Here is a 25419-nt window from a genome sequence, read left to right on the forward strand (position 1 = left end):
GGTACGGCTAGAATAATAATCATTCATCAAATAAAATGAATTCTTTATATTTTCTACTTAAAATAGATAAAATCAAATTTAAACAAGTCATGGAATAGATAGGCTCTTGCCCGTTAACATTTGGCAACAAACCTGCTTCGTAATACAAAGAATAATCAGCATGTTCAGTCAAATAGTTAGTCCCGAATGAAGTAACAGAACATATGGGGACATTGCTAATTTTTAATGTTTTTATAGCATCTCGTATTCCAGGAGTATTTCCGCTCAACGAGGTAACTATTACCAGATCTTGCGAAGTAAGTTTATTTGAAATAATTTTTAAATTGGACTCTCCCGCGATTAAAAAATTTGTTCGTCCTGATATGAATAAGTCATTGGCAAATTCTTTACTGACAAAATCATCAACCACCATTAAGCGTTTTGCGTTTGTATGTCCAGCCCACTGTGTGACGACGATTCCGTGAATCAAACGTTGATCAATACGTGCTAATACCAAACTCATAATAATCTCTCCTTGTTAGTTGATAACAAAAGTATACGGTTGCAATAAAACGTTTACAATGGTTAGCATGGCTTTGGGGAAGTGCAATGCCACTCTTGGGAAAAGCGCCATGAGTCTGGGAATTTTCCCTGACGTATAAGTTATCTAATAAAATGAGCAAAAGAAAACTGGGGGGATTTTTTGAGAGGGGTCTGTTCTAAATGCCTCGATATTATTATCTAAAGTCGTTATGTGGATGAATAGAAAAAAATCTCCTAAACTTTATTCAAGTTCAGAAGATGTTTTTTTGTATAATGAGATTTTTAGCAATCGTAGGTAAATTGAGAGAAAGAACTGAAGATTCTCAAAAGTATGCAAAAGCTGCAAGAAACTATTTGCGCAATTCTTGTTCACGTAGCTCATGTTTACGTAGCATCGGCATAACGAATCCTAAACCGAATAAGACGAAAACAGTAATGATATTGAGTAATAATTGGTGATTGAATGATCTGGTGCCGAATTCAGCTTCTTGCGGAATAAAACCAAGTGTTGCACAGATGAAAGTGAAAGCTAAACACCATCCTCCCACGAGCAGTGCACCGATTCGATTCTTGATGAAGATATAATCAGACTGAAATTTGTTTTGCTGCCAGCGAACAGCAACAAAGGCGAAGAAAACCCAGCAGGTCTTGTAGGGCGAAATGATTCCATTGATATTAAGCAGCCAATTATAAATTGTGTTGATATTAGGCAACGTGCCGGTTAACAGGAGCAGGAACAAGCTTAATCCAGTGGTCATCAGATAAGAATGAATTGGACGCCCGTTTTTGTTCTTTTTAGTCATCCAGTGCGGCATAAATCTATCAGCAACATCGCCCGCAAAAACACGACTTGAAGCATCAAGCAAGACGGCTAGCTGGGCCATCATGAAAATTGCTTGAACGACGGCAAAGAGGTACATCAGAATTTTTCCAAGTCCCATTTCCTGTCCTAACATCTGGAAGGCATAGTAGGGACCATTCATTTTGAAATCATGTGGTATATTATTAGCATCAAAGAAGACAGCCAATGATAAGGTGCCTAAGACGGTTAAGATAGCTGTCATGATAGCAAGCAGCCACATCGCTTTAGGAAATTCATGTTTAGGATCACGCATCTGGACAAGATAAGGTGCGGCTAATTCAGCTCCGGACATGGCGAAAATCAATAAACCAGTCGTTGAAAAATATTTCAGACTGAAATTAGGCATGAAAGCATGAAAATTGAAAGGTTGTGTTGCCATATGTGTTCCATGCATCACGGCATAGCCTGCCAGCAGGATAAAGAGAGCTGACATGATAAACATTGCTCCGCCGCCAATGAGAGAAAGAATCTCAAGTGAGTTTTTGAAGACATTTTCTAAAAGAATGAATGCTAAAATAATACCGAAGGTTAATAATCCAAATTGAAAGGTTGACATTCTGGAGCCTAAGGAATTGTCACCGAGAATCATCCAGCTGAAAGAAACGATGACAGAGTTGGAAACATCAACGATATAGGGAATGCTTTGAATCCAATACATCCAAGATGTCCAGTAACCCAGCGTATCATTACTGCTGCGCCTGACCCATGAGGCCAAACCGCCACTTTGAGTTTGAAAGGTCAGCCCCATTTGACTGACAATTAATTCATAGGGAATGACATAAGCAAAAAGTAAGAAAATCCAAGAAATAACAACAGAAAGCCCCTGGTTTTGAAAAGGATAAAAGATATTTTCAAAACTGATAATTGTAACGAAGTCCAGTAGGGCAATAACCGGCCAACGCATATAGTGTTTTTTAGGCTCTAATTCATTCATTTTTTTCTCCTTCGTTAATTAAAAATAGTGTTTTAGATTATAAAAAACACCCAATTAGGAGGCTTATGAATGAAGCCTAAGCTTAACCGTTTCACTTGTCGTGTACCTCAGCATATAATTATTATAATTGAAATGTTAGATTTAAAACAAAATGAGAATTCAAGAAGAGCTTCAAACTTTTTATCCACCAAATAATTGTAAGACAAAAGTAGCATATTGACTAGACTTAATTTAAAAATGTAAAAAAGTAAGGATAATGATTATGAAAATTTTGAAAATAGCGGCTTCTAAAGAATTATTTGCTTATCTTCCTTCAACGTGGAGACATGTTGAATTGAACACCTCTTTGCAGAGCTCAGAATTAGCAGCGATTGTGGTCAGTGAAAATGATGATTTTCAAAAAAAGCTTGCCGAGAGCCTATGCACAGTTTCGGGATTGGAGATTCCCGTAATTACAGTTTCTCAGAATGATAACGTCGAAACAGTGAAAATGAAAATCGGTGAAGAAGCTCAGAGGTATACGATAAAAACCGTTCCACCTTTCTTAACGGATTTAGTTGATTTTGCTAATGCCCATCCAGTAAGCTTCACGACTCCGGGACATCATAATGGGCAATATTATGAAAAGCATCCAGCGGGAGTTGTCTTTAACCGTTTTTTTGGTTCAAACATGTTATATGCGGACACGAGCGACACTGTAGCAGAGTTGGGAGATACGATGACGCATGAAGGCACACCGCTGCTGGCTGAACAACGTGCAGCCAAAGCCTACAATGCTGATAAGGTATATTTTTGTACAAATGGAACGACTAGTGCAAACACGATTTGTGCTAGTGCAGCATTGACTCCCGGGGATCTTGTGTTGTTTGATCGCAACAATCATAAATCTCTTTATAACAGTGCACTGGTTATGAACGGGGCAAAACCAATATATGTTTCGGCAGATCGTAACCCGTTGGGAATGATAGGCGAGATGGATCCTAAGGATTTGGAGGAGGCAAAGCTGCGCAAGAAAGTTGCCAGAGTTTCACCGGAGAAAGCGCAGGAGAAACGGCCTTTTCGTTTGGCGGTTGTACAATTAGAAACATATGATGGTGTTTTCTACAATGCTCGTTGGATTCTAGATAAGATTGGAGGGCTTTGTGATTATATCCTCTTTGATTGTGCTTGGGGAGGATATGAGCAGTTTGTCCCACTAATGCAGAGCCTTTCACCACTTGCATACACTTATCAAAAAGATGACCCAGGCATTCTTGTAACCCAGTCGATCCATAAACAACAAGCCGGCTTAGGTCAGGTTTCGCAGATATTGAAAAAGGATCGGCATCTAAAAGGTCAAAAAAGGTATATTGATCATAAGCATTTTAATAACGCATACTTAAAATATGTGACGTCCAGTTATTCATATCCTTTGTATGCATCTTTGGCAGTTAACGCTTATCTGGTTTCTGGCAAAGGGAAAAATTTGTGGTGGCAGAGTTTACTTGAACGCAGTATTGAATGGCGCAAGCAGCTTTTGAGAAGTGCTAAACTGTTCAAGCCCTTAGTTCCTCAAACTGTTCAGGGCACGTTGTGGCAAGATATTCCAACTGAGAAGTTAGCTACAGATCCGAAATATTGGAATCTAACTCCTAACGATAAGTGGCATGGTTTTAAAAAGGTTGTGCAACAGCAAGCTTTGTTGGATCCTTTCAAACTGACAATCGTCACACCTGGTGTCGATATTATAAATAGTAAATATGAGCAGTTGGGGATACCAGGACCAATCGTAGCAGAGTTTTTGACTGAGAAACGAATTATTCGTGGGAAAGCTGACTTAAACTCCTTGCTGTTTCTACTTACTCCAGGGGATACTGATGCTGATCTGCAAATCTTAATATCTGCTTTACTGGAGTTTGAAAGCTATTATTTAACAGATGCTCCCCTTAGTCGGGTCCTGCCACGATTGTATCGACGTTATGAAAAACGTTATAGCGGCTATACTCTTAAACAACTTTGCCAAGAAATGCATCTATATTATAAAGAGAAACAAACTTTCAGATTACAGCAGAGATTATTCGAAAAAGAAAAAATGCAGCCTTACGAATTTACACCGCAAGACGCAGACCTAGCTTTTAGACGCAATCAAGGAGAGCTTTGCAATCTGAATAATATTGTTGGAAGAATTTCATTAGAAGGTGCTTTGCCATATCCGCCAGGGATTTTCATTGTCGCTCCTGGTGAACGGTGGAGTGAACTTGATCGTGATTATTTTGGAATCTTGATCGGAGCAATGGAGCGTTTTGCAGGTTTTGTTCCCGAAATCCAAGGTGTATATTATCGAGAAAATGACTTGCATAAACTTTCTGTTTCTGGTGAAGTTTTAGCCGCCAATTACGCACAGAACAGATAATATAATTAAGAAAAGTGATTTTGAGAATGTATGAATGAAGTGGTTGCACAAAAAGGGGCAATTCAAAACTTATGTTTTGATCTGTCCCTTTGTTTTGTCTGCCAATGACAAGCATCCGTCTTTATTTAGCAGTTATTTTACACAAAAATCAAAAAACATTTCGTTTCGATGGCTTAGATCTAAGTTCATCAAAATCATATTTAGCTAATTCGTCTAAGCCATTTCGACTTGCATCAAAATAAGCTGTTAAACTTTGCGCAATCATCAAGTTTAGTTCTTTTGCAGGATCAAATTGGACGACTGCAATAGGTATGTCGGATTGGAAGGCAGCACCGATCTCAAACATTGTTCCAGAATCAGGTTCGTTATCACTTTCTTCAGCTTTGTAGTCCATGATAGCAACTAGAATGTCAGCACGATGCACTTGGCGGATGTCTGAAGCAAAAACATATTGCTGCCAAGCGCGACTGCCAAATTTTTCTTCTTCGAACTGATGTTCTTGAGGTAAAAAAATATTGTGCGAATCAATGGTGTTATTGGAAAGTAATGTATCTTTAACTTTTTGAATTCGTTCTTTTTGATGGTTACTAAAAAAGGGTGCTGCAAGATAGACTTTGTTCAATGGCTTGACCTCGCTTTTTATAGTCTGCATAGATACAATATACAGTAGATATCTACATGATATACACTATATTATGTAAATGCAATCCTTTATTTTTAGGATGAGACCGAGTATGATGATTGGTGGTCACTAATTTGGCATGGTCGGAATACTGATTGGCAGAGAAAGGGTGTATTGATTATTTTGATTACATTATCAGGTATTATCGGTTCCGGGAAATCGAGTTTAACTGCAATTTTGGCAAATGAGCTGGGGACTAAGGCTTTTTTTGAGCCAGTTAAAGATAACCCTGTTTTACCGCTTTTTTATAAGGGAAATGAAATTGCTGCAAATAAAAGAGCTGCAGGGGACAAAGAGGCAACTAATCCCTATGCATACTTGCTGCAGACCTTTTTTTTAAATCGTCGCTTTAAAATGATAAAAGAAGCGATGAAAGACGATAATAACATTTTGGATCGATCGATCTATGAAGACGAGCTATTCATGAAAATGAACACAGACATGGGAAATGCAACTCAAGTTGAGTATCAGATATATAAAAGTTTGTTGAAAAACATGATGGAAGAGTTGCCTTATGCTGCCAAGAAAAAATCACCAGACTTGATGATTACGATCAAGGTCTCGTACGAAACGATGATTAAGCGAATTACTAAACGTGGGCGCGAGTATGAGCTGATTCAAAATGATCCTTCATTAGCAGACTATTATAAGAAACTCTTAGGCTATTATGACGAGTGGATGAAGCAGTATGATGTTTCGCCACTATTGATTATTGATGGGGATAAATATGACTTCATCGGTAATGCGGACGATCGGATTACTGTTCTTAAAACGATTGAGGAACGGTTGTTGGAATTAAATAAATTGACTTCCAGCGAGGCTGCGGAGATAGAGAAAAGACACACACAGCCATTTTAATGAAGTAAGCTCATTGATGGAAGGCTTGTGCTGAGGTCTCTTGTTTACAAGGTTGTTTCAAACAAAGTATACTTGAGGAAACAACTTCGAGGTGAAATGTGTGAATTTATTTAACAGAGATAAGGAAAAAATGAGCGAAAGAAAAGTAGTTAATAAGAAAATCGGCAAAATTTTAGTGATAACAGCAATTTATTTTATCGTATTTCAAATAACGGCAACGGCAGCCAGTATCGTGATGATGCTGCACAAGAATGGGTCTAGCTATTCAATTGCCGCATTAGAGAAAAGCGGTGTTCCATATTTTGTTGCGCTTGCATGCGGTATGTTGGTTATAGTTGCTGTTTCTTCACCTCGATTGAAAAGAAAAATATTTATGGAAACGAATATTAAGATGACAACAGGTGTTTTTCTGTGTTTACTGGCGGTTATGATGAGCGGGCAGATAGTTTCGAGTGTGTATGGGTCGGCTCTTGAATCTTTCCTTAATCTTTTTGGATACAGTGCAACCGCCCAAATGCAGGCGGCAACTGCACATAGTCAGACCTTTTCAATGTTGATGTATGCAAGCCTTCTTGGCCCTTTGAGTGAGGAGATTGTTTTTAGAGGCTTTTTGCTTAGAAGTCTTGAACCATACGGGAAAAAGTTTACAATTATTATTTCAGCCTATATGTTTGGTTTATACCATGCCAACCTTATTCAAAGCCCATTTGCTTTTCTTCTAGGCCTCGTGCTCGGATATACGGCACTGACTTACGGTTTGAAGTGGTCCTTTGCACTTCATGTTTTTAACAATTTTATTTTAGGAGATTTTTTGATTTATATATTACGTAATGTACCTACCCATCAAGCCGAGAGTATCAGCGGAATGATTCTTCTCTTTGGCGGCCTGATGGGCGTGTGGGTATTATGGAAAAAGCGGAATGAAATCAAGGCTTGGTTAAAAGCCCAGCAAGGAGATCAGTCATATCTGAAGAGAACCTTTTTTGGACGATATAATGTTGTAATAACTGTGGTGGTCTTTGTTTTAGCATGTATGGGATTGGAAAAACTTTGAAGCAGTCAGTGTCTCAATGCTATAATAGAGACAAACGGAAGCGCTATTTGCTGTTTATTGCGGCACTTTCATTGTTGGAAGAACGGTGAGCGTGGAAGTCTTTAGTTTGTAAAAGATGGGGTGATTAGGATGGCTCAAAAGTATGAACGTGTTCTGGCGGCGGTTGATGGTTCTAAGGGTGCCGAAGCTGCTTTAAAAAAAGCTGTGGAAATAGTTAAACGTAATCATACGAAATTAGATGTGTTACGAGTACTTGATTTAAACTCACTTGAATATGGCGGAGCAGGAATTGCATTAGATGGTGAGCGTGTTTATAAGATTGAACAGGCTAACGAAGAATATATGCATAAACTAAAACAATCCCTGATAAAGGATGGTCTTGCAGAAGAACAGGTCAATGTCCATTTACGTTTTGGAAATCCCAAAATTGTGGTTGTGGATGATTTTCAGCCTGAATATCGAAATGATCTGATCGTCGTAGGGTCAACAGGAAAGAACTTCATTGAGCGTTTAGTTGTTGGATCTGTAGCTTCTTACATTACACGTAATGCTGCATGTGACGTCTTAATGGCTCGTCCAGATAAAAACAAATAAAAATAAACATAAAAAAACTGCTGCAGGCAGATAAGACCTAGATCGTTTCCCTAATCTCATCTGTTTGCAGCAGTTTTTTAATTTGTGGTTATTTATTGATTTTATGTTCGATTAATTTCGAGAGCCATGTCAGGATGGTAATGAGTAATAGATAAATTATTGCAATGATTGTCCAGATCCTAAAGCCTTCAAGGTTGCGCGCAATAATTATTTTACCAGTTTGTGTTAATTCAAGAATGCCGATTATTGAAAGAATTGAAGTATCCTTAAGCGTAATGATGAACTGATTGATGAAAGAAGGGATCATCATCCTAAGCCCCTGGGGTAGAATGATCTTACGCATGGATTTACCGAAAGATAGCCCCAGACTTCTTGCAGCTTCCATTTGACCCGTGTCTACAGCTTCAATGCCGCCCTTGACAAAGGCGGCAGTATAAGCACCTTCGTTTAGCGATAGTGTGATAATACCGGCTGTGAAAGCAGAGATCTTTGTCCCAGTCAAACTTGGGATGCCATTATAGATAAATAAGGCTAAGACTAGCAATGGCAATCCCCGGAGAATGTAAATAAGTGTAACTGATGTGCCTTGGGCAAGTTTGCTGGGTATGACACCTAAGAGACCAAGCAAAATTCCAAAAAGAGTAGCACAAATAATAGAGACAAGCGTTAACTCGATTGTTTTCCCGAGTCCAGTCAGTAAGGTATTTTTATTCTGTTTTAGTAAGCCAATAAAGGTATGGTTACTCTTTTGCGCTGTAGAGTTTTCTTTTTGCTGCTTTTTTGTAGCAGAGCTATCTAGATACTTATTAATGATTTTGTTATATTGACCATTTTTTTTCAATTTTTTCAACCCAGTATTGAACTTGGAGAGCAATTCTTGATTATGGCCTTTCATTACTGCAAAACCATAATGGCCTCCTTGAGCGGGCTTAGTCACAATTTTTAGTTTAAGCCCGGTTTTGATAGCGTACTGCATGACAGGATTGTCTTCAAAGCACGCAACTGAATTGCCTGTGGTAACGTCATTATACATATTATCAGAATCATCGAAAATAACAGTCTTAAAACCGTATTTTGATTTCAATGTTTCAGCGTAGGTTGCTGCAGCAGTTCCAGTTTTCAGAGCGACCCTTTTTCCACGCAATTGGTTAAAGTTTTGTATATGACTTTTTTTAGCAACAGCCATTACAAAGCCTGTCTTGTAATAAGGATCTGAAAAGTCAAACTTTTCTTGTCTCTCAGGGGTGATCGCCATTCCTGCCATTACACCATCAATTTGACCAGACTGCATTGACTGGACAGCAGCGTTGAAGCCGATGGCCTTTATATTAACTTTGAAATCTTCAGTTTTAGCAATAGCTTTCATCAGATCAATATCGATACCAACATATTTATTATTTGAATTTGCAAATTCAAATGGTGGGTAAGTCACGTCTGTTCCAATTTGATAAGTTTTTTCTGCAGCTTTAGCAGGTGAAACACCAATCAAACAAACAAAGGCTATCAAGCTGATGGAAAATAAGAATGTGAAAATAGTTTTTTTGTGCAAGAAGGATAACCTCGCTCTCAATTTTGTAGTAATTTAAAGAATAAACAATTTTGTTATTACACTATTCTATAGTAACACAAGAAATCTTAGCTTTTTTATTGATTAATAAATATAAAAAATCCATTTGGAGTGGTTAAAAAGGTTTAAATACGTAATTTAAAATAAGGTGGATATATATCTTTCTTGAAAGCGTTTTATTTATGTAGTAAGATTCCTTGTTAGGGAGGGCGATCAAAGTATGAAGATATTAACATTGAATTGTCATACTTCAAATGAATGTGATACAAAGCAGCAGATTGATGCAATTGTTGATCTGATTGTTAGTGAGAAAATCACTTCATTTTGTTTGCAGGATGTGAGGCAAGCGCGAATCGGGAGAATAGTTGATGCTGTTTGTTTGAAGCGGATGCGGTTTATGGGAGATGAGTTTGCTGAAATTCCTATCAGATCGGAAAATTTTGCCTTGCTCCTTCAAAAAAAACTACAAAAAATTAAAAATAATTTTTCTTGGACTTGGACGGCCGCGCATGAAATTGATAATACTTTCGATGAAGGATTAGCCATTTTTTCAAAAATTCCAATTACGACAGTAAAAACGGAGCTACTAACAGAAAATTTTGAGTATAATGATCAGAATAGAAGAAAAGGAATCGCTGTCAATTTAAAAAATGGATGGACACTTGTTAATGTCCATTTCAATGAGCAATATAACCAGTTTCTGCGCGAATGGAGCAAGGCAATGACATGGGTAAAATCGATTAGGAAAAATGATGTGCTTTTTTTGATGGGAGATTTTAACCTCGATGCAGAAAGCAACATATTAGGGTATACAAAGATTTGTGAACATTTTCAAGATACTTACGCAGCTGCGCTTTCGCGTGGCGATGGACTGACCGTTCGTGGAGCAGTCAGAGGTTGGCAAGATAGTCAAATTGGCAAACGAATTGACTATATTCTAGCGTACCCTGCCCAGCCAATAGTCTCTAGTCGTATTTATTTTGAAGGAAATTTGACACCAAGAATTTCAAGCCATGCGGGTGTTGTAATTGAAATGGAGGATGCAGCTAAAAGCAAAAGTGTTTAAGAGTGACGTTTCTATGTGGGACAAAAAAATTAGTTCTAGGAACTCGGAATAAAGAGTTTCTAGAGCTAATTCTAGTATTTGCTGATATTAAAAATATTTTGGAAGTGTGTCAACCGTCGTTAGACTGGTTTTGAGCACTATCTGAGAATTACAAACATGAGTGATTCGTAGAATTAGAATATAAGCTTTTATAGTCTTAATGAACCAGTGCAAAATACCCAATGACAATGATACCCAAAATAATACGATACCATCCAAAGGCTTTGAAGTCATTTTTCTTAACATAGTTTAGCAAGAAACGGATTGATATGTATGCTACAACGAAAGAAACAATTACACCAACTGCAAGAACGAGTCCTGGTAATCCTGCTAAGGATCCACCATGTTTGAAAAATTTATAAAGTTTGAGAAGAGAAGCACCAAACATAGTTGGAATTGCAAGGAAGAATGAGAACTCAGTCGCTACATAACGGGAGGTTCCAATGGTAATTCCACCTAAAATGGTTGAACCTGAACGTGATGTACCGGGAACGAGTGAAAGAATCTGAAAAAGACCAATTGCAATTGCTGTTTTATAAGATAAAGTGTTTAAATCAGCATATTTAGGCTCAATGTTCCGATTACGATTTTCAATAAGAATGAATAATACACCATATACAATAAGGGCCATAGACACAACGAACCAGTTCATCAAATGTTCATCCATCCAATCATTTAGTGGCAAGCCAATAATTGCGGATGGAAGAACGGCGATTATTACTTTCTTCCAAAGTGTCCAAGTGTTTTTCTTTTCAAGTGTATTTTTCTGAGGTGACCAAGGGTTTAACTTGTGAAAATAAATAACAACGACTGCCATAATTGCTCCAAGCTGGATAACAACGTTAAACATATCGATGAATTGAGATGATTGCTCTAACTTGATGAACTGATCAACTAAGACAAGATGTCCTGTTGAACTAATAGGTAAGAATTCAGTGACACCTTCAACTATTCCTAATATTATAGCTTTGATAATATCAAACATAAAAAATCTCCTTCATACATTAAAAATTGATTTCACTGTATTATCATACTTCATTTAACACTGATAAACAATTTTAGTTAGTTGTTTTATGTTCGCTTAAAGGAAAATTAACTAACTATTTAATTTATTTTTAAAAAAATATTAATGAATTTTCAGTTGGCAACAAAAAAGAAAACTAGGTCAAAAGTTAAATTTTGATCTAGTTTTCTTTTGATCCCGTATAAATGTATTCATAAGTCAAAGTTTCTGTCTAGCTTCGAATTACTTATAGCAAAAAGGTGTGCTATGTTCGTAATCTCACGTCAGTACCCAAAACTTACCGGCTTATGCCACACTCTCTATGCGTTCAAAGTAGTACAAGTACAAGTGGTTATTTCGCAACTTTTAATTCAACGGTGCCTAAACCATGACTGAATGATACATCCCATTTTCCAGCTGTTAGTTTCGGCGGCAGAACGAACGTTCCAGATGAAACCATTTGTCCAGCCGTGAATTTTTTGTTTTGCGATTCAAGTTTTTCAACGAGCCAATGAAGGGATTTGAGAGGATTACCCAAAACTTCAGATGAAACACCATCTTTTACCTTTTTTCCATCGTGATGCAGTTCGCATTTTACTTCTGCAAGCTCAGTTACTGAAGAAAACACTTCATTCGTATTATATTCCTTACCATAGACTACCAGGCCGCCTACAGCTGCATCTGACATCACCATATACTTAGAAAGGGTTGGAAACCAATCTTTAAAACGTGAATCTGGAACTTCAAGTCCACCGGCAACTGTTGTTTTATTCATCAATTCTTCAAGTGAATCAGACGCTGAGAGATCTTCTTTTGCCCGGAATTCAAGTTCCACTTCAACTAGTGGTTCCATTAAATCCTGTAGTTTCACAGCAACAGGAGCTTTTAGGAAATGGCTGGCTACTTGTGCTCCATATAGTGGAGAATCGGAATCAAACATCTTCTGAGTTTCAGCACTTGTCAAGGATACCTTATAGCCGCCAACTTCTTCATTCTTTAATTCAGTTAAACGTTCTTGGACGCGGTATGCTGTATCTGCGTCTGTTACTTGATTGTTCCATTCATTTTCTTTAAGCGGTTTTCTTGATGAGTAAGCGTTAAAAAGCTCCTGTGCAAATTTTTCTTCAGTTTTTGATAATGTAGTTGTTTGTTGTGTCATGATGAATCTACCCCCGTTTATTGTTTTTATATTTTTTGACAATTGAGATAGTCCTCATCTTTGTTATCTATGCCCACTAATGTGAGGACTGTACGTTAATTTTTGGAAAAAATTTATTTTAATAATCTGAATATCGCTTTCGTCAGAGCTTTTAATACCGCTTTCGCCTTTCATACGTCCTCACCTCACTTAAATTAAGCTAAATTCGAATAAAAAAACGCCCTCTAATTCAAAGACTATTTTTCTCTTTGAATTAGAGGGCGTCAAAACGCGTTACCACCTCATTTTATATTTTCATTGCTGAAAATACCTCACACAAACTATCAATTTATCAATTTGCTGGCCTGATAATGGTGGCAACCAGTGCAAGTTACTATTAAAGATTTCAATGCACAACTCATAGGTGATTTTCGTTTATCCTATCCAGTCCATCTTGCACCAAACGATGGCTCTCTAAGCTGATTCACATAAACTACTTTCCTAATCAACGTTTTTCTCACTCAAATTTAATTATTGACTGTATCTTAGACTGTAAATTTCATCTTGTCAAGCCTTTTTGCAGTATTTATATTTTTTGTTGGAACAGAAGTTGAAGTGCTCAGAAAAATTTAAGTTTAAGTCGGTTATTGTTTGTTACTCGTAGCTAAAATGTTGTACGCTTACGATGAAAATCGATTTTGAGAGGGGCTTAATCATGAGAAAGTGTGCGATAGCCATACTCGCCGCAAGCAGTCTGCTGATTACTGGCTGTGCCTCACAGACAAAGAAGAGGAATACTAAAAACAGTACCAAAACGGAGCTGGAAAACAAGTCTGATAAGCAACGAAGTTCTCAGAAGAGGGCTTCTACTACTAAGTCTGGGAAAGATTTTTCAGAACAGACAGCGAGAATAGCTGTCTTCAACCGTAAATTGCGTAATGTACTGCGGGGTGGGATGTTGCCCACTACTGACGGTTTGAACAATGGAAGCAACAGATTGAATATACGTTATACCGGAGATGTAAATAATTACGCAATTTTTTATAGTGTTGGGAAAAAGGCAAAGAATTTTAATGATGATAATGTTGCGCATGAAATTCCATATGCCGAATTTACCAAAAGAACCTATAGTACTACTGAAGAGGCGGCCCAACAGATAGAGCATCGAAGTACCGCTGACTTTAAAGGACTGCCAACTGTGAGTTTAGGACATAATATTCAGGGCTATCTAGATGCTGGAGCGGGACAGCGTTATCTGAATTGGAATGAAGGAAACTGGTCATTTGGAGTTCATGCTACGGCTCTTCAAGGCGAGAAGCTTGAACAGATGTCGAAGCAAATAGTTAGTTTGTTAGAGGAACATATGTTGCCCGTGCCAAGATTATACGGGCAAGTTTCTTTTGAGGTAGGCAATCAGGATGGACAGCGTAATCAGAATATAATCTGGCAGGATGAAAAAACGGTTTTTAAGTTAAGTGCACATAATTTTAAAACAGCAATTAAAATGGCTGCGAGTGTAAAATAATTATGCCGAATCTTCACAATATTTAATTAACACATGCAAAGAAATTTTTCTATAAATTGTGCTGTTTTATAAGTTTAAAAAATATTTTGCAAAATGTATTTTCTTTTACGTTTAAATGAATTATACTAGTTATGGTTTTAGAATTATTCTAAACAATTAAATAAGGAGGATGTTTTTATGAATTTTATCAATCAGGAATTAGCAGATTTTAAGGTCAATGCCTATCAGCAAGGTGAAACGAAAGAGGTAACCAAAGCAGATGTGTTAGGGAAATGGGCAGTTTTCTTCTTCTATCCAGCTGATTTTTCATTTGTTTGTCCAACAGAATTGGGTGATTTGCAAGATCATTATGAAGAATTCAAAAAAGCTAATGCGGAAGTCTTCTCCGTCTCAGAAGATAGCGAATTTGTACATAAGGCATGGGCTGAAGCAACCGATACAATAGGTAAAGTCCAATATCCGATGCTGGCTGATCCGGCTGGAAAATTAGCACGTTTTCTTGATGTATTAGATGAAGAAGCTGGTCAAGCATTCCGAGCCGTATTTATTATTGATCCTGAAGGTAAGATCAAATCTTATACGATCAATGACATGGGTATCGGACGTAATGCAAGTGAAATACTGCGGACGCTTGAAGCAGCACAATTCGTTGCAGAACATGGAGACAAAGTTTGCCCAGCTAATTGGCATCCAGGTGAAGACACCATTACACCAAGTCTTGATTTGGTCGGAAAAATATAGTAAAGCGAGACGATGAGGATGACAGAAGAACATATTTATGACACAGTCATTGTTGGGGCTGGACCAGCAGGCTTATCCGCAGGAATTTATGCCGGAAGAGCAACCTTGGACACATTGATTATTGAGAATGATCAAGTTGGGGGCCAAGTTACAACGACTTCTGTTGTATGGAACTATCCTGCTGTTGAAAAAATTGACGGTACGGCATTGATGAATAAAATGCAGGAGCAAGCAGTGTACTTTGGCGCTGAAATAACGCGTGACAATATAGATGCATACGATTTTGATGGAGATGTTAAAATCGTGCACGGAAGTAGAAAAGATTACTATTGTCGTAGTGTTATTTTAGCGACAGGAGCTAAACCGAGAAAATTAGGATTTCAAGGTGAAGATGAATTTAAAGGACGCGGAGTTGCATATTGTTCAACATGTGACGGAGAATTATTCAGTGGAAAACAGGTTTTTGTTGTTGGTGGAGGGTACGCTGCGGCAGAAGAAGCTGATTATTTAACGAGGTATGCTCGTCATGTGACTGTAATTGTACGTGAATCTGAATTTACCTGTGCGCCTTTAACAGCAGCTCGGGCTTTAAATAATCCTAAAGTGGATGTTAAATTTAATACAGAACTGGTGTCAGTAGACGGTGACAACTATTTGACAAGTGCACGTTTTATCAATAATGAGACTGAGGAGACGACTGCTTATCACGTACCGGCGGGTGAAGAAACATTTGGAGTGTTTGTTTATGTGGGAACGCAGCCCGCTACGGCAGGCTTTTCTGATCATGTTGAATGTGATGAACACGGATATATCAAGGTCGATGCTTGCCAAGCAACAAGCAGAAAGGGTGTTTTTGCGGCCGGTGATGTTGTAGCTAAGCCTCTTCGCCAGATTGTTACGGCTGCTTCAGATGGAGCAAGCGCAGCTACAGCTGCTGAACATTATGTTACTGAACAAAAGCAGCGGCTTAATATTCCCATTCATCCTGTAACGGAGAAACAAAAACAAGTAAAGAAACCTTTGGGACAAACAACTAATCTAGCCACAAAAACAGAAAAGCAGTCTATGCATCAGGGACAGTGGTTTAATCCCGAGATGCGGCAGCAACTGCGAGGTATTTTTAGCAAGTTGACCGCGAACGTTACCTTACTGCATTTAGATGATGGTAGTGCTAAAAGTCAGGAACTGGGAGCCTTTTCTAAGGAGTTTGCTGAACTTGATAAGCATATTCACTATGAACTTAAAAATGTGACAGATCCAGATAATCAACGGCTGCCAGCATTAAGTATTTTAGATGCTGAACAGAATCCTTTAGAAATCATTTTTAGTGGGATCCCGACTGGTCACGAGCTGAATTCGCTGGTGTTGGCACTTTACAATGTTGCGGGGCCAGGGCAAGAGGTTGAGCCGGAACTGGCAGAACGCATCAAGGCTTTACCGAAAGCTAAGATTGAGGTAGGGATCGCGCTGACTTGTCACTTCTGCCCAGATGTTGTGGCCGCCTGTCAGCATATGGCAGCTCTCAATCCTAACATTTCTGCTGAGATGATTGATCTGCAAATGTTCCCAGAATTAAGGAATGAAAAGCATATTATGAGTGTTCCAGCAACCATTATTAATAATGGTGATGTAATTTTTGGAAGTCAGACATTAGAGCAGTTGGTGAGTGCTTGTGAGAAAGTAGCGGCGATCTGATTACTTTTTCTTACGAATATGTTAAAGATGATAAGCACTGAAAAATAGATGGTCATAAACAAGAGAGCTCGCAATAAATCGCGAGCTCTCTTGTTTATGTTTATAGTGACAGACAGCTAAAGATAAAACCACTGTGCTTAAGGTTAAAGGCATGATTTTGTAACATATCTTCTTGAAGTGTATGATAAAGTGTATTCATAGTCAAAGAAGTGATTTTAAGAAATGAAAAAAGAGAAGAAGATAGTAAAACGATGCATCGGAGCCTGCTTAGCAATCCTATTTTTAGGTGGAATGTGGCAGGCACGACAAGCAAGCTTTCTTCGCGGAACCAAGATACAAAGGACTGGAACTCCAACGCTTTTTATTCCAGGTTATATGGGCAATCGGGTGTCTTTTGGTGGAATGATTTTTCGATTAGATCACTACGGGTTGGGAACGAAAACAATGATTATTCATGTAAGCGCAGATGGCAAAATCCATTTTAATCAAAAAGCATCTTTGAAGTCTAAAAATCCTCTTATCCAAGTGCTATTTGAAAATAATCGTAACGAGCAGGTTGAAGCCGTTCAATTAGGCAAAGTGCTAATTGAGCTGAAACGAAAGTATAATGTTCCCAGAGTTAATTTGGTAGGTCATTCGAGCGGCGGAAACATTGTTTATGATTATCTGATCAACAAAACTTCTAAGAAATCACAGGCACCGCAGGTTATTAAATTTGTGAACATTGCGACGACCTTTCCTGGACTTAAAGAAAGCGGAAAGAAATTAGATCCAGAATTGAGTATTTTGAATATTGCAGGCAACATCTGGGGTCAGAAAACTGATGGTGGCATTCCGCTGAATAAGGATCTTTATTTAGAAAAAATCGTCAAGCCTTATGTTAAAGATTATCGAGCTAAGGTAATTAAAGGGAGTCCGCTAACAGCCTATCACAGTATGCTGCATGAGAATGGAGAAGTTGATCGTGAGATAGCTATGTTTTTATTCGAGCGTAGCGATTAATTCCGAAGGAAGCGGCCTTATACAGCTACAGGTGAACTGGAACCCCTAGTACAGCTAGCAGATAGAATAGAGCAAAATGAAGTATCACAAAAGACAATTAAAATTTGAAATTGGATACGTGAAGTTGTTATGATATGCTTATCTGTAATTTGAATAAGTAAAAATGAATTTTTAAAATTTGAAAGAGGTGCTTGTAGAATGCTATTAGGCAGTGTCGAAGCAGGTGGGACTAAGTTTGTCTGTGCAGTAGGCAATGAAGACTATCGAATCAAGGACAGTATTAAATTCCCAACCACGACTCCAGAGGAAACCTTAGGTAAAACGATTGAATACTTTAAACGGTTTAAAATAGATGCTTTATCTGTTGCATCTTTTGGACCTATTGACGTGCAATACACAAGTAAAACATATGGGTTTATTACAAATACTCCTAAACCAGGCTGGAAAAATGTTGATTTTGTGGGTTTGCTAAAGAAAGCTTTGGAGATTCCAATCTTTTTTACGACAGATGTCAATGGATCAGCTTTTGGCGAATATACAGTTGCACAGCTTTTTAACGAAAAAATCAAGTCATTAGTGTACTTGACGATTGGAACCGGAGTTGGCGGTGGAGCAGTTATTGACGGAGAAATTCTCGGAACTAAGGGGCATCCTGAGATGGGCCATGTTTACTTAAAAAGACATCCCGCAGATGTAGACTTTGAAGGAATCTGCCCATTTCATAAAGACTGTTTGGAAGGATTAGCGGCAGGTCCTTCAATTAAAGCCAGAACAGGTATTGCAGGTGAAAAAGTTGCCTTAGACGATAAAATTTGGGATGTATTGTCGTACTACATTGCTCAAGCGGCTATCCAACAGACATTGATTCTCCGTCCTGACAATATTATTTTTGGCGGTGGAGTTATTAGCGAAAGATTACTTAAAAAAGTAAGACGTGATTTTGAAAAGCTGAATAATGGTTACATCGAAATTGATGATTTAGAAAATTATATTCGCATGCCGAGGGTCGAAAACAATGGTTCAGCTACTTTAGGAAATTTTGCGTTAGCATTCAACGAGCTTCAAAAATAAACAAATTTATTTTGTTAGTTTTAAAAGATCATATGCGTATACAAAAAGCTGCGGTTCACATTTGTGCATCCCGCAGCTTTTTTGATTTAAATAGGTGAAGAGGTAAGCTTAATTTAAAACTGTTTTGGCATTTACAAACTCACGAATGCCCATATCGCTCAATTCACGGCCATAACCGGAATTTTTAACCCCGCCAAAGGGTAATTCAGGATAAGAGGACAGAGGTTGGTTGATAGCAACTTGACCTGTTTCAATTTGAGAAGCAATTTCTTTAGCATGGGCAGTATCTTTTGAATAAACAGCACCTCCTAAGCCATAGTTCGAATTATTGGCAATCTTTAATATGTCACTCTCTGTATCAGCCTTATAGACCTGTGCAACTGGACCGAACAGTTCAGTATCATACATTGGGTTATCGGGAGTTATACCTGAAATAATGAGAGGGTTAAATAAAGCGCCTGGTCCCTGCGGCAATTCCGGATCCCCCCAAAGAATTTGAGCACCTCCTGCGAGAATTTTACTTACTTGTTTGTGAAGGTTCTGCTGTGCGCGCTTAGATGACAATGGCCCAAGTGTTGTACGTTCATCAAGTGGGTCGCCTAGTTTACGTTTTGAAAATTCATCGATGATACCCGCAAGAAAATCGGCATAGATACCGCTTTGGACAATATAACGCTTAGCGGCCGTGCATACTTGACCAGAGTTATTCAAACGTGCTGCTGCAGCACCTTCAACAGCTTTTTCTAGATCTGCATCGTTTAAAACAATGAAGACATCAGTTCCGCCAAGTTCCATCGTCGACTTCTTGAGGTTCTTTCCAGCTGCTGAGGCAATTTTGCGGCCGGCATTCTCAGAACCAGTCAAGGCAACTCCTTGTACTCTTGAATCTGCAATTATGCGATCAACTTGATCATAGTTAACGAAGAGATTTTTAAAGGCTCCCTCGGAAATACCTGCGATCTTGCAAGCATCTTCGAATGCTTGAGCGCATTCTGGGACAATACTGGCGTGCTTTAAAATGACTGGGTTCCCAATGATGAAGTTCGGAGCGAAGACCCGCATGATCTGGGTGTAAGGAAAGTTCCAAGGTTCCACAGACATGATTGTTCCAATTGAACTAAATTCGACGTGTGCTTCTTTACCGGGAACATTATTATACTGAATCGGTTGAAGAGCTCGGGCACCATTTTTAACATAATACATTGCAAATTCGACGTTTTTCTTTACTTCAGAACGTGATTGAGAGATTAACTTTCCCATGTTGGTTGTTAAGAGACGTGCATATTTTTCATTATGGGTTGCGAACTCGTGTGCTAGTTTTTCAAGCTGTTCAGCTCTTTCAGAGAGTGGTTGTTTTTTAGCCGCGCGGTAAAAACGCTCGGCTTTTTCTAAAGCTTGATCAACTTCAGTATCAGTGGCATCCGCAAATTCGTGGATTGTTTTTCCGTTAAAAGGATTTACTGCTTTATAAGGCATATGGTTCATTCCCCTTTCTATAATCTAATTTCATAATGACTTCTCCAGCTCAGAATTACAAACCATCTGCTTGTTTAATATGTGTTTAGGAATATCATTGATTATTTACGGATTAAATTTTATATTAAAAAATATTAAACATAACAATGGTTCACCACAAATTCGTTACTGTAAAAAAACTATTTCAAAAAACTTTAGAGTAACTAGCGCCATGGGTGAAGGCTAATTATTTTGCTGTTTACCATCCCAAGACCCGCATGAATGATAGCCTTAACTATGGATAAAATTACATTAAATTTAATAGGCAATTTTTTGAACAATAGGGAAATCCTTCAAGATAAAAACAGTTCAAATTCGAAAACTCGTTTTAGGAAGTGGCGGAACTAAAATTGCAGTTTCGATCACGAGAAAAAACGGTGGAAGATAATATAGAACAATCACATGCGATTATGAAACAACAACCAGATCTGATTGAGTGGTGAATTGATTGTTTTAAGTATGTTTTGAACACTGAAAAAGTGCAAATTGGAGCACCTAGCCTGCGTGAAATTTTGAGAGAAACTGGATTATTAATTACCTTCAGGACAAAAGGTGAGAGTGGGAAGATGGCGTTAAGCGAGAATGATTATTTTAAAACCTTGTATGGAATTATTGAGAAAAAGATAGGTGATGCGGTTGACATTGAACTGTATCATAACAAGCGCAGGATACGAGAATTCGTGAAGACAGCACATAAGAAAGGGACGATCGTAATCATGAGTAATCATGATTTTGAGAAGACTCCAAGTAAAGAAGAAGTTATAATGCACTTGCACAGGATGATTGGTCTGGGAGCAGATGTTGTAAAAATAGCAGTTATGCTGAACTCAAGGACTGATGTCTTAACTTTACTTCAAGCGGCGAAAGAATTTCCGTCAAAACTGCCAACACCGCTAATTACAATATCAATGGGAAACCTAGGTAAAATTTCAAGGCTTGCTGGAGGAATTTTTGGATCAGCTTTAATTTTTGCAGCAGTTGCACAAACATCGGCTCTGGGGCAGATCGAATTGACACACTTGAAACAAGAGCTTGAGTATTTGCATTTAAATTAAAACGAAGTCTATCAATAGTTAGGATATTCAGAGGCATAGAGACAGCTGAAATTATATCTAAACTATCCAAAATATAGTTTTTTATTGGCTTGTGAATTTTTTCATTAATGGTGGCACTGACAGTCGTGCCTAAATGTTGTCTAGTAAGTATTGTAAACACTTACATTAATTTCTATAATTGGAATTGAAATAAAGGGAGGTTACTCAAATGGAAGCTACAAAAACAGTTCCTAAGAAGTCTTCAATAAAGACTAAGATACAAAAACTAGGAACCAGTCTTAGTGGAATGATTATGCCTAACATCGCAGCAGTTATTGCTTGGGGCCTAGTCACAGCTATTTTTATGGCACAAGGATGGTTCCCAAATGCACAGATTGCTAAGATGATAACGCCAATGCTCAATTATCTGATTCCATTGCTCATTGCATATGTTGGTGGACGGATGGTTTATGAAGAACGAGGCGCGGTTGTCGGAGCAGTTGCTGCCATGGGTGTGATTGTCGGATCAAGCGTGCCAATGTTTATCGGTGCAATGATCATGGGACCATTAGGTGGTTGGTGTATTAAAAAGTTTGATCAACTTTTTCAAGACAAGATCAAATCCGGCTTTGAGATGATATACAATAACTTCTCGAGTGGTATTCTCGGAATGGTTTTAGCAATTTTTGGGGTTTTCGTTGTAAACCCACTTGTAACAGCCGGAAGCAATTTTATGAGCCGTGGAGTTGATTGGATTATCTCAATTCATATGCTGCCATTGGCTAACATCTTTATCGAACCGGCTAAAGTACTTTTCTTAAATAACGCTATTGGGAACGGAATTTTGGTTCCATTAGGAATTCAGCAGGCATCAACCTCAGGCAAATCAGTTTTGTTCCTACTTGAATCAAATCCTGGACCAGGGATCGGAATTCTTATAGCATTTATGATTTTTGGCAAGGGAACCGCTAAAGCGTCTGCTCCTGGGGCAGCTATTATCCAATTCTTTGGTGGTATCCATGAAATCTATTTCCCATATGTTTTAATGAAACCTGCATTGATTTTGGCTGCTATGGCTGGTGGTGTCAGTGGAACCTTTACATTTTCACTGTTAAATACAGGTATTAAAGCTGCGGCTTCACCAGGTTCAATTATTGCCATTCTCTTGATGACACCGAAGGGAAATTATTTACGTATTCTAACTGGTGTTGCGGTTGCCGCAATTGTTTCATTCATTGTTGCATCGATTATCTTGAAAGCTGATAAGTCGGACGGAGACACGGATCTGGCTGAGAAGCAAGCACAAATGGATCAAATGAAGTCCGAATCAAAGGGTGGTATGCCATCTGCAGAAGATGCAGAACGTTCAGTTCAGGATTACGCAGATGTTAAGAAAGTTATCTTTGCATGCGATGCCGGTATGGGATCTTCTGCAATGGGAGCTTCGTTGCTACGGGATAAAGTCAAAAAGGCTGGAATCAAGGACATACCTGTAACAAATACAGCAATTAGCAGATTGAAAGATGAACAAGGATTGCTGGTCATCACACAAGATGAATTAGCCGATCGGGCTTCACAAAAAACGCCGAATGCAATGCATATCTCTGTTGGTAATTTCTTGAGCAGTCCTAAGTACGATGAAGTTGTAATCAATTTGAAGACTGTAAAACAAATTGCACCTGCTGGAAGTCAAACTGAGAAACAGACTAAGGATGACGGAAAAGCAAATCACAAGATTGATACGATTGATTATGCAGCTGTTAAGGAAGTTGACTTTATTCATCATGATCAAAAAGTTGGATCTTCTACAATGGCAACTTCACTATTTAAGGATCGTTTGAAGAAAGAGGGAAAGAAAACGCCGGTCAAGAACCTAGGAATTGATGAATTAGAAGACAGCAAAGCACATCTTGTTGTTGTGACACCGGAAGCGGAAAAAAATCTGAAATTGCGTTATACTGAAGTTCAGATAGTAAGTGTCGAAGATTTGTTGAATTCTAAAGATTATGACTACATTGTTGAACATTTAGGCTGAAAACCAAAGGAATGATTTAGTTGATTTTATTATCAGACCGCCAAAAAAAAATTTTGCTGAGACTCTGTGAATCTGATAATGGAATAGCTATGTCTGCTATTGAAAATTCGCTGCATGTTAGCCGCAGGACAGTTTATCGGGAATTTTCGGAATTAAAACTGTACTTGCAACAACACGGAGTGAGCGTCCAAAATGCAAATGGCCTTTATCGCTTGGATGGTTCAGCGAATGCTTTAGGGAACCTGCAAACTGAATTACAAGGACAAAGTGAGCGAATGGATTTAACAGCAAAACAACGGCAGGATGCACTTGCATGTTTGCTGTTGTTGAGTGATGAACCGTTAAAAATTTTCTCATTAGCAGTTTCTTTGGATGTCAGTGAAGGTACAATTCAACGAGATTTGAAAATTGTTGCAGCAGCCCTAAGGGAGTACCAAGTTAATGTGGTATCTAGAAAAGCTGTTGGAATTGAAGCGGTGGGACAAGAAACACAGATCAGACTGATCCTATGTGGCATTTTGACAAGTGAGATCAATGAATATGAATTTTTTGAATACCTGAACCTAAAAGGCGATCACCACCCACAGAATTTCTTCTTAAAGCTTTTTCCAAAAGATATTTTGTTAGCTTGTGCAAAGGCATTGAAACAAGCGACAGGTTCTAGATTGGAACGGAACTCGGATGTTCAAGAGGTTCAGTTGATTTTAATAATCGCGATCTCTGTGGTAAGAATGGCAAATAACACAATTAAGAAATATAAGGTTGTTGATGTGGGTGATCTTTTCAAATATCGCCAGCGTGCCTTGGAAATCTTGGAAAACTTTGATGGAAAGATAAAAGAAAAGATAACAACCAGTGAAATTGATTTTATTGCGATTCAGATAAAGGGATTAGATTACAAATTGGTAAAGGGAGATTGGGCTGATAATTATGATTTCCAAATTTCCTTTAACGTAAAGCAGTTAATTCAAGATGTATCAGAAACTTTTCATTGGAATTTCAGCCGTGACACTGAATTGTTTTCACGGTTAGTCAAACACATGACTTTCTTATTGCATAATGAAGGCGTGAAGCTGCCTAATACGCGCATCAAAGTGCTGAATAATGTTAGTGTTCAATATGCGGATCTTTATCATATATTACAAAGTGCATTATCCAAGATTTTTAGAAATTACGATTTTACTGAAACCGAAGAACAGCTGATCCTACTATACTTTGCTAATAGCTATGCCAGTACCAGAAGTAATTATTTATCGGCTTTAGTTATTTGTCCCAATGGAATCGGGACAGCAAGTATTCTAAAAAGCAGATTGCGTAGAGAAATTCCAGAACTTGCCGAGATAAAGATTGCTAAGGTGTCACAGCTGAATGAAATTCATCCTAACCACTATGATGTCATTCTCTCAACGTTGAACTTGCCTGGTTTTGACTGGAACTATCATATTGTCAGTCCTTTGTTGGTTGGTGATGAGATAGCGAGAATTAAAAAGTTCATTAGCAAGTTTGATCTGGAGTATAAGCGTAAGACGGTTAGAGAAGGTAAAGCCATCAGGCTTGAAGAAGGGCAGAAACGGTTGACATCATTGTTCGACATGGTGAGCGAGAGCAAGCAGCTAATTGACCATATCTGTTTAGAACATCTTAGTAATGACGATGAAAGACTAAGAGATCTGCTGGTGCGGATCTTGAATGAAGTACCAGCAACAATTGTAAAAGATCGGCAGCAAATCGTGCGTGAGATGCTCAAACGTGTCAAGGCCGCTCCAGTAGGTATTCCTAATGCAAGCATTTCACTTGTACATGCTACAGACAAAAGTGTTTTAAGTCCGTTTTTCTCAGTCTACGAGTTAGAGAAGCCGGTCGTAATGAAAGCAATGGATCAAAATTCTATTCATGTTAAACGTATTTTGTTAATGATAGGACCAGCCCCAATGTCTGAATTTCAAAATAGTTTAATGGGAACGATCAGTAGTGCCATTGTGATGAATAACCGGTACACAGAAATTTTTGAAAACGGTGATTTAGATAATATAAAAAATTTAGTAGCAGCACAGTTTATGGAACAACTTGATTTTAAGAGAAAGAGATGA

General features: G+C 38.2%; 20 protein-coding genes and 1 other annotated feature. Of the genes, 13 read left to right on the top strand and 7 right to left on the bottom strand.

All coding sequences use genetic code 11. From position 1 onward, the window contains the following. Positions 1–19: 19 nt before the first annotated feature. Entirely contained in the window at positions 20–502 is a 483-nt protein-coding gene (locus FC19_RS11815) for a PTS sugar transporter subunit IIB (protein WP_057876171.1), read from the bottom strand. 370 nt (positions 503–872) lie between these two features. Continuing rightward, positions 873–2318, bottom strand: a complete 1446-nt coding sequence (locus tag FC19_RS06465) for an APC family permease (protein ID WP_057876172.1) — start codon at positions 2316–2318, stop codon at positions 873–875. A gap of 262 nt (positions 2319–2580) precedes the next feature. On the opposite strand from FC19_RS06465, the gene FC19_RS06470 reads away from it, so the two are divergent. Next, positions 2581–4710: a putative ornithine decarboxylase gene (locus tag FC19_RS06470; protein WP_057876173.1), complete on the top strand. Its 2130-nt coding sequence runs from the start codon at positions 2581–2583 to the stop codon at positions 4708–4710. A 148-nt stretch (positions 4711–4858) separates the two neighbouring features. Here the strand turns inward: FC19_RS06470 and FC19_RS06475 are convergent, their stop codons facing one another. Continuing rightward, positions 4859–5332: a nucleoside 2-deoxyribosyltransferase gene (locus tag FC19_RS06475; protein WP_083488391.1), complete on the bottom strand. Its 474-nt coding sequence runs from the start codon at positions 5330–5332 to the stop codon at positions 4859–4861. A gap of 183 nt (positions 5333–5515) precedes the next feature. Between FC19_RS06475 and FC19_RS06480 the strand changes: the two genes are divergently transcribed. The 3 genes from FC19_RS06480 (at position 5516) to FC19_RS06490 (ending at position 7898) form a co-directional block, all read left to right on the top strand. After that, positions 5516–6250 carry a deoxynucleoside kinase gene (locus FC19_RS06480; RefSeq protein ID WP_057876220.1) on the top strand — a complete coding sequence of 245 codons (735 nt, stop codon included), beginning with the start codon at positions 5516–5518 and terminating at the stop codon, positions 6248–6250. A gap of 130 nt (positions 6251–6380) precedes the next feature. Next, positions 6381–7304: a CPBP family intramembrane glutamic endopeptidase gene (locus tag FC19_RS06485; protein ID WP_157061278.1), complete on the top strand. Its 924-nt coding sequence runs from the start codon at positions 6381–6383 to the stop codon at positions 7302–7304. A gap of 129 nt (positions 7305–7433) precedes the next feature. Beyond that, positions 7434–7898: a universal stress protein gene (locus FC19_RS06490; RefSeq protein ID WP_057876176.1), complete on the top strand. Its 465-nt coding sequence runs from the start codon at positions 7434–7436 to the stop codon at positions 7896–7898. Positions 7899–7986: 88 nt separating this feature from the next. Here FC19_RS06490 and FC19_RS06495 read toward each other — a convergent pair whose 3' ends face one another. Then, complete coding sequence (locus FC19_RS06495; protein ID WP_057876221.1) at positions 7987–9411, bottom strand: amino acid ABC transporter substrate-binding protein/permease; 1425 nt, start codon at positions 9409–9411, stop codon at positions 7987–7989. Positions 9412–9685: 274 nt separating this feature from the next. Here FC19_RS06495 and FC19_RS06500 point away from each other — a divergent pair, with 274 nt between their 5' ends. Continuing rightward, positions 9686–10531, top strand: a complete 846-nt coding sequence (locus FC19_RS06500; protein WP_057876177.1) for an endonuclease/exonuclease/phosphatase family protein — start codon at positions 9686–9688, stop codon at positions 10529–10531. A gap of 196 nt (positions 10532–10727) precedes the next feature. On the opposite strand, the gene FC19_RS06505 is transcribed toward FC19_RS06500, so the two are convergent. Next, the gene (locus FC19_RS06505) at positions 10728–11555 is read right to left on the bottom strand and encodes an undecaprenyl-diphosphate phosphatase (protein WP_057876178.1); all 828 of its coding nucleotides are present in this window, start codon (positions 11553–11555) and stop codon (positions 10728–10730) included. 370 nt (positions 11556–11925) lie between these two features. After that, entirely contained in the window at positions 11926–12735 is an 810-nt protein-coding gene (locus tag FC19_RS06510; RefSeq protein WP_420805495.1) for a 2-keto-4-pentenoate hydratase, read from the bottom strand. A 250-nt stretch (positions 12736–12985) separates the two neighbouring features. After that, positions 12986–13229 (bottom strand) — a binding site (T-box leader). Between the two features lie 197 nt (positions 13230–13426). Between FC19_RS06510 and FC19_RS06515 the strand changes: the two genes are divergently transcribed. From FC19_RS06515 to scrK, 5 genes are all read left to right on the top strand, one after another. After that, complete coding sequence (locus tag FC19_RS06515) at positions 13427–14236, top strand: hypothetical protein (RefSeq protein ID WP_057876180.1); 810 nt, start codon at positions 13427–13429, stop codon at positions 14234–14236. Between the two features lie 177 nt (positions 14237–14413). Continuing rightward, positions 14414–14977, top strand: a complete 564-nt coding sequence (gene ahpC / locus FC19_RS06520) for an alkyl hydroperoxide reductase subunit C (RefSeq protein ID WP_057876181.1) — start codon at positions 14414–14416, stop codon at positions 14975–14977. Positions 14978–14995: 18 nt separating this feature from the next. Continuing rightward, positions 14996–16672, top strand: coding sequence for an FAD-dependent oxidoreductase (locus FC19_RS06525; RefSeq protein ID WP_057876182.1), 1677 nt, complete (start codon positions 14996–14998; stop codon positions 16670–16672). A gap of 222 nt (positions 16673–16894) precedes the next feature. Beyond that, positions 16895–17674 carry an alpha/beta hydrolase gene (locus FC19_RS06530; RefSeq protein ID WP_057876183.1) on the top strand — a complete coding sequence of 260 codons (780 nt, stop codon included), beginning with the start codon at positions 16895–16897 and terminating at the stop codon, positions 17672–17674. Between the two features lie 198 nt (positions 17675–17872). Next, positions 17873–18745 carry a fructokinase ScrK gene (gene scrK, locus FC19_RS06535; RefSeq protein WP_057876184.1) on the top strand — a complete coding sequence of 291 codons (873 nt, stop codon included), beginning with the start codon at positions 17873–17875 and terminating at the stop codon, positions 18743–18745. A gap of 108 nt (positions 18746–18853) precedes the next feature. Here the strand turns inward: scrK and FC19_RS06540 are convergent, their stop codons facing one another. After that, positions 18854–20221 carry an NAD-dependent succinate-semialdehyde dehydrogenase gene (locus FC19_RS06540; protein WP_057876185.1) on the bottom strand — a complete coding sequence of 456 codons (1368 nt, stop codon included), beginning with the start codon at positions 20219–20221 and terminating at the stop codon, positions 18854–18856. Between the two features lie 482 nt (positions 20222–20703). On the opposite strand from FC19_RS06540, the gene aroD reads away from it, so the two are divergent. The 3 genes from aroD to FC19_RS06555 all read left to right on the top strand — a co-directional run bounded on the left by aroD (position 20704) and on the right by FC19_RS06555 (position 25419). Continuing rightward, positions 20704–21315 carry a type I 3-dehydroquinate dehydratase gene (aroD, locus tag FC19_RS06545; protein WP_083488392.1) on the top strand — a complete coding sequence of 204 codons (612 nt, stop codon included), beginning with the start codon at positions 20704–20706 and terminating at the stop codon, positions 21313–21315. A 208-nt stretch (positions 21316–21523) separates the two neighbouring features. Next, the gene (locus FC19_RS06550) at positions 21524–23329 is read left to right on the top strand and encodes a PTS mannitol transporter subunit IIBC (protein ID WP_057876186.1); all 1806 of its coding nucleotides are present in this window, start codon (positions 21524–21526) and stop codon (positions 23327–23329) included. A gap of 89 nt (positions 23330–23418) precedes the next feature. Then, positions 23419–25419 carry a BglG family transcription antiterminator gene (locus tag FC19_RS06555; protein WP_235809337.1) on the top strand — a complete coding sequence of 667 codons (2001 nt, stop codon included), beginning with the start codon at positions 23419–23421 and terminating at the stop codon, positions 25417–25419.

It is taken from the genome of Liquorilactobacillus aquaticus DSM 21051 (assembly GCF_001436755.1).
In the GTDB taxonomy this organism is placed as follows: Bacteria; Bacillota; Bacilli; order Lactobacillales; family Lactobacillaceae; genus Liquorilactobacillus; species Liquorilactobacillus aquaticus.

Bases quoted from the DNA above. Each gene is read 5' to 3' on its own strand.
- FC19_RS11815 (WP_057876171.1), bottom strand. From the start codon at position 502: ATGAGTTTGGTATTAGCACGTATTGATCAACGTTTGATTCACGGAATC.
- FC19_RS06465 (WP_057876172.1), bottom strand. From the start codon at position 2,318: ATGAATGAATTAGAGCCTAAAAAACACTATATGCGTTGGCCGGTTATT.
- FC19_RS06470 (WP_057876173.1), top strand. From the start codon at position 2,581: ATGAAAATTTTGAAAATAGCGGCTTCTAAAGAATTATTTGCTTATCTT.
- FC19_RS06485 (WP_157061278.1), top strand. From the start codon at position 6,381: ATGAGCGAAAGAAAAGTAGTTAATAAGAAAATCGGCAAAATTTTAGTG.
- FC19_RS06490 (WP_057876176.1), top strand. From the start codon at position 7,434: ATGGCTCAAAAGTATGAACGTGTTCTGGCGGCGGTTGATGGTTCTAAG.
- FC19_RS06500 (WP_057876177.1), top strand. From the start codon at position 9,686: ATGAAGATATTAACATTGAATTGTCATACTTCAAATGAATGTGATACA.
- FC19_RS06505 (WP_057876178.1), bottom strand. From the start codon at position 11,555: ATGTTTGATATTATCAAAGCTATAATATTAGGAATAGTTGAAGGTGTC.
- FC19_RS06515 (WP_057876180.1), top strand. From the start codon at position 13,427: ATGAGAAAGTGTGCGATAGCCATACTCGCCGCAAGCAGTCTGCTGATT.
- ahpC (WP_057876181.1), top strand. From the start codon at position 14,414: ATGAATTTTATCAATCAGGAATTAGCAGATTTTAAGGTCAATGCCTAT.
- FC19_RS06525 (WP_057876182.1), top strand. From the start codon at position 14,996: ATGACAGAAGAACATATTTATGACACAGTCATTGTTGGGGCTGGACCA.
- FC19_RS06530 (WP_057876183.1), top strand. From the start codon at position 16,895: ATGAAAAAAGAGAAGAAGATAGTAAAACGATGCATCGGAGCCTGCTTA.
- scrK (WP_057876184.1), top strand. From the start codon at position 17,873: ATGCTATTAGGCAGTGTCGAAGCAGGTGGGACTAAGTTTGTCTGTGCA.
- FC19_RS06540 (WP_057876185.1), bottom strand. From the start codon at position 20,221: ATGCCTTATAAAGCAGTAAATCCTTTTAACGGAAAAACAATCCACGAA.
- FC19_RS06550 (WP_057876186.1), top strand. From the start codon at position 21,524: ATGGAAGCTACAAAAACAGTTCCTAAGAAGTCTTCAATAAAGACTAAG.
- FC19_RS06555 (WP_235809337.1), top strand. From the start codon at position 23,419: ATGTCTGCTATTGAAAATTCGCTGCATGTTAGCCGCAGGACAGTTTAT.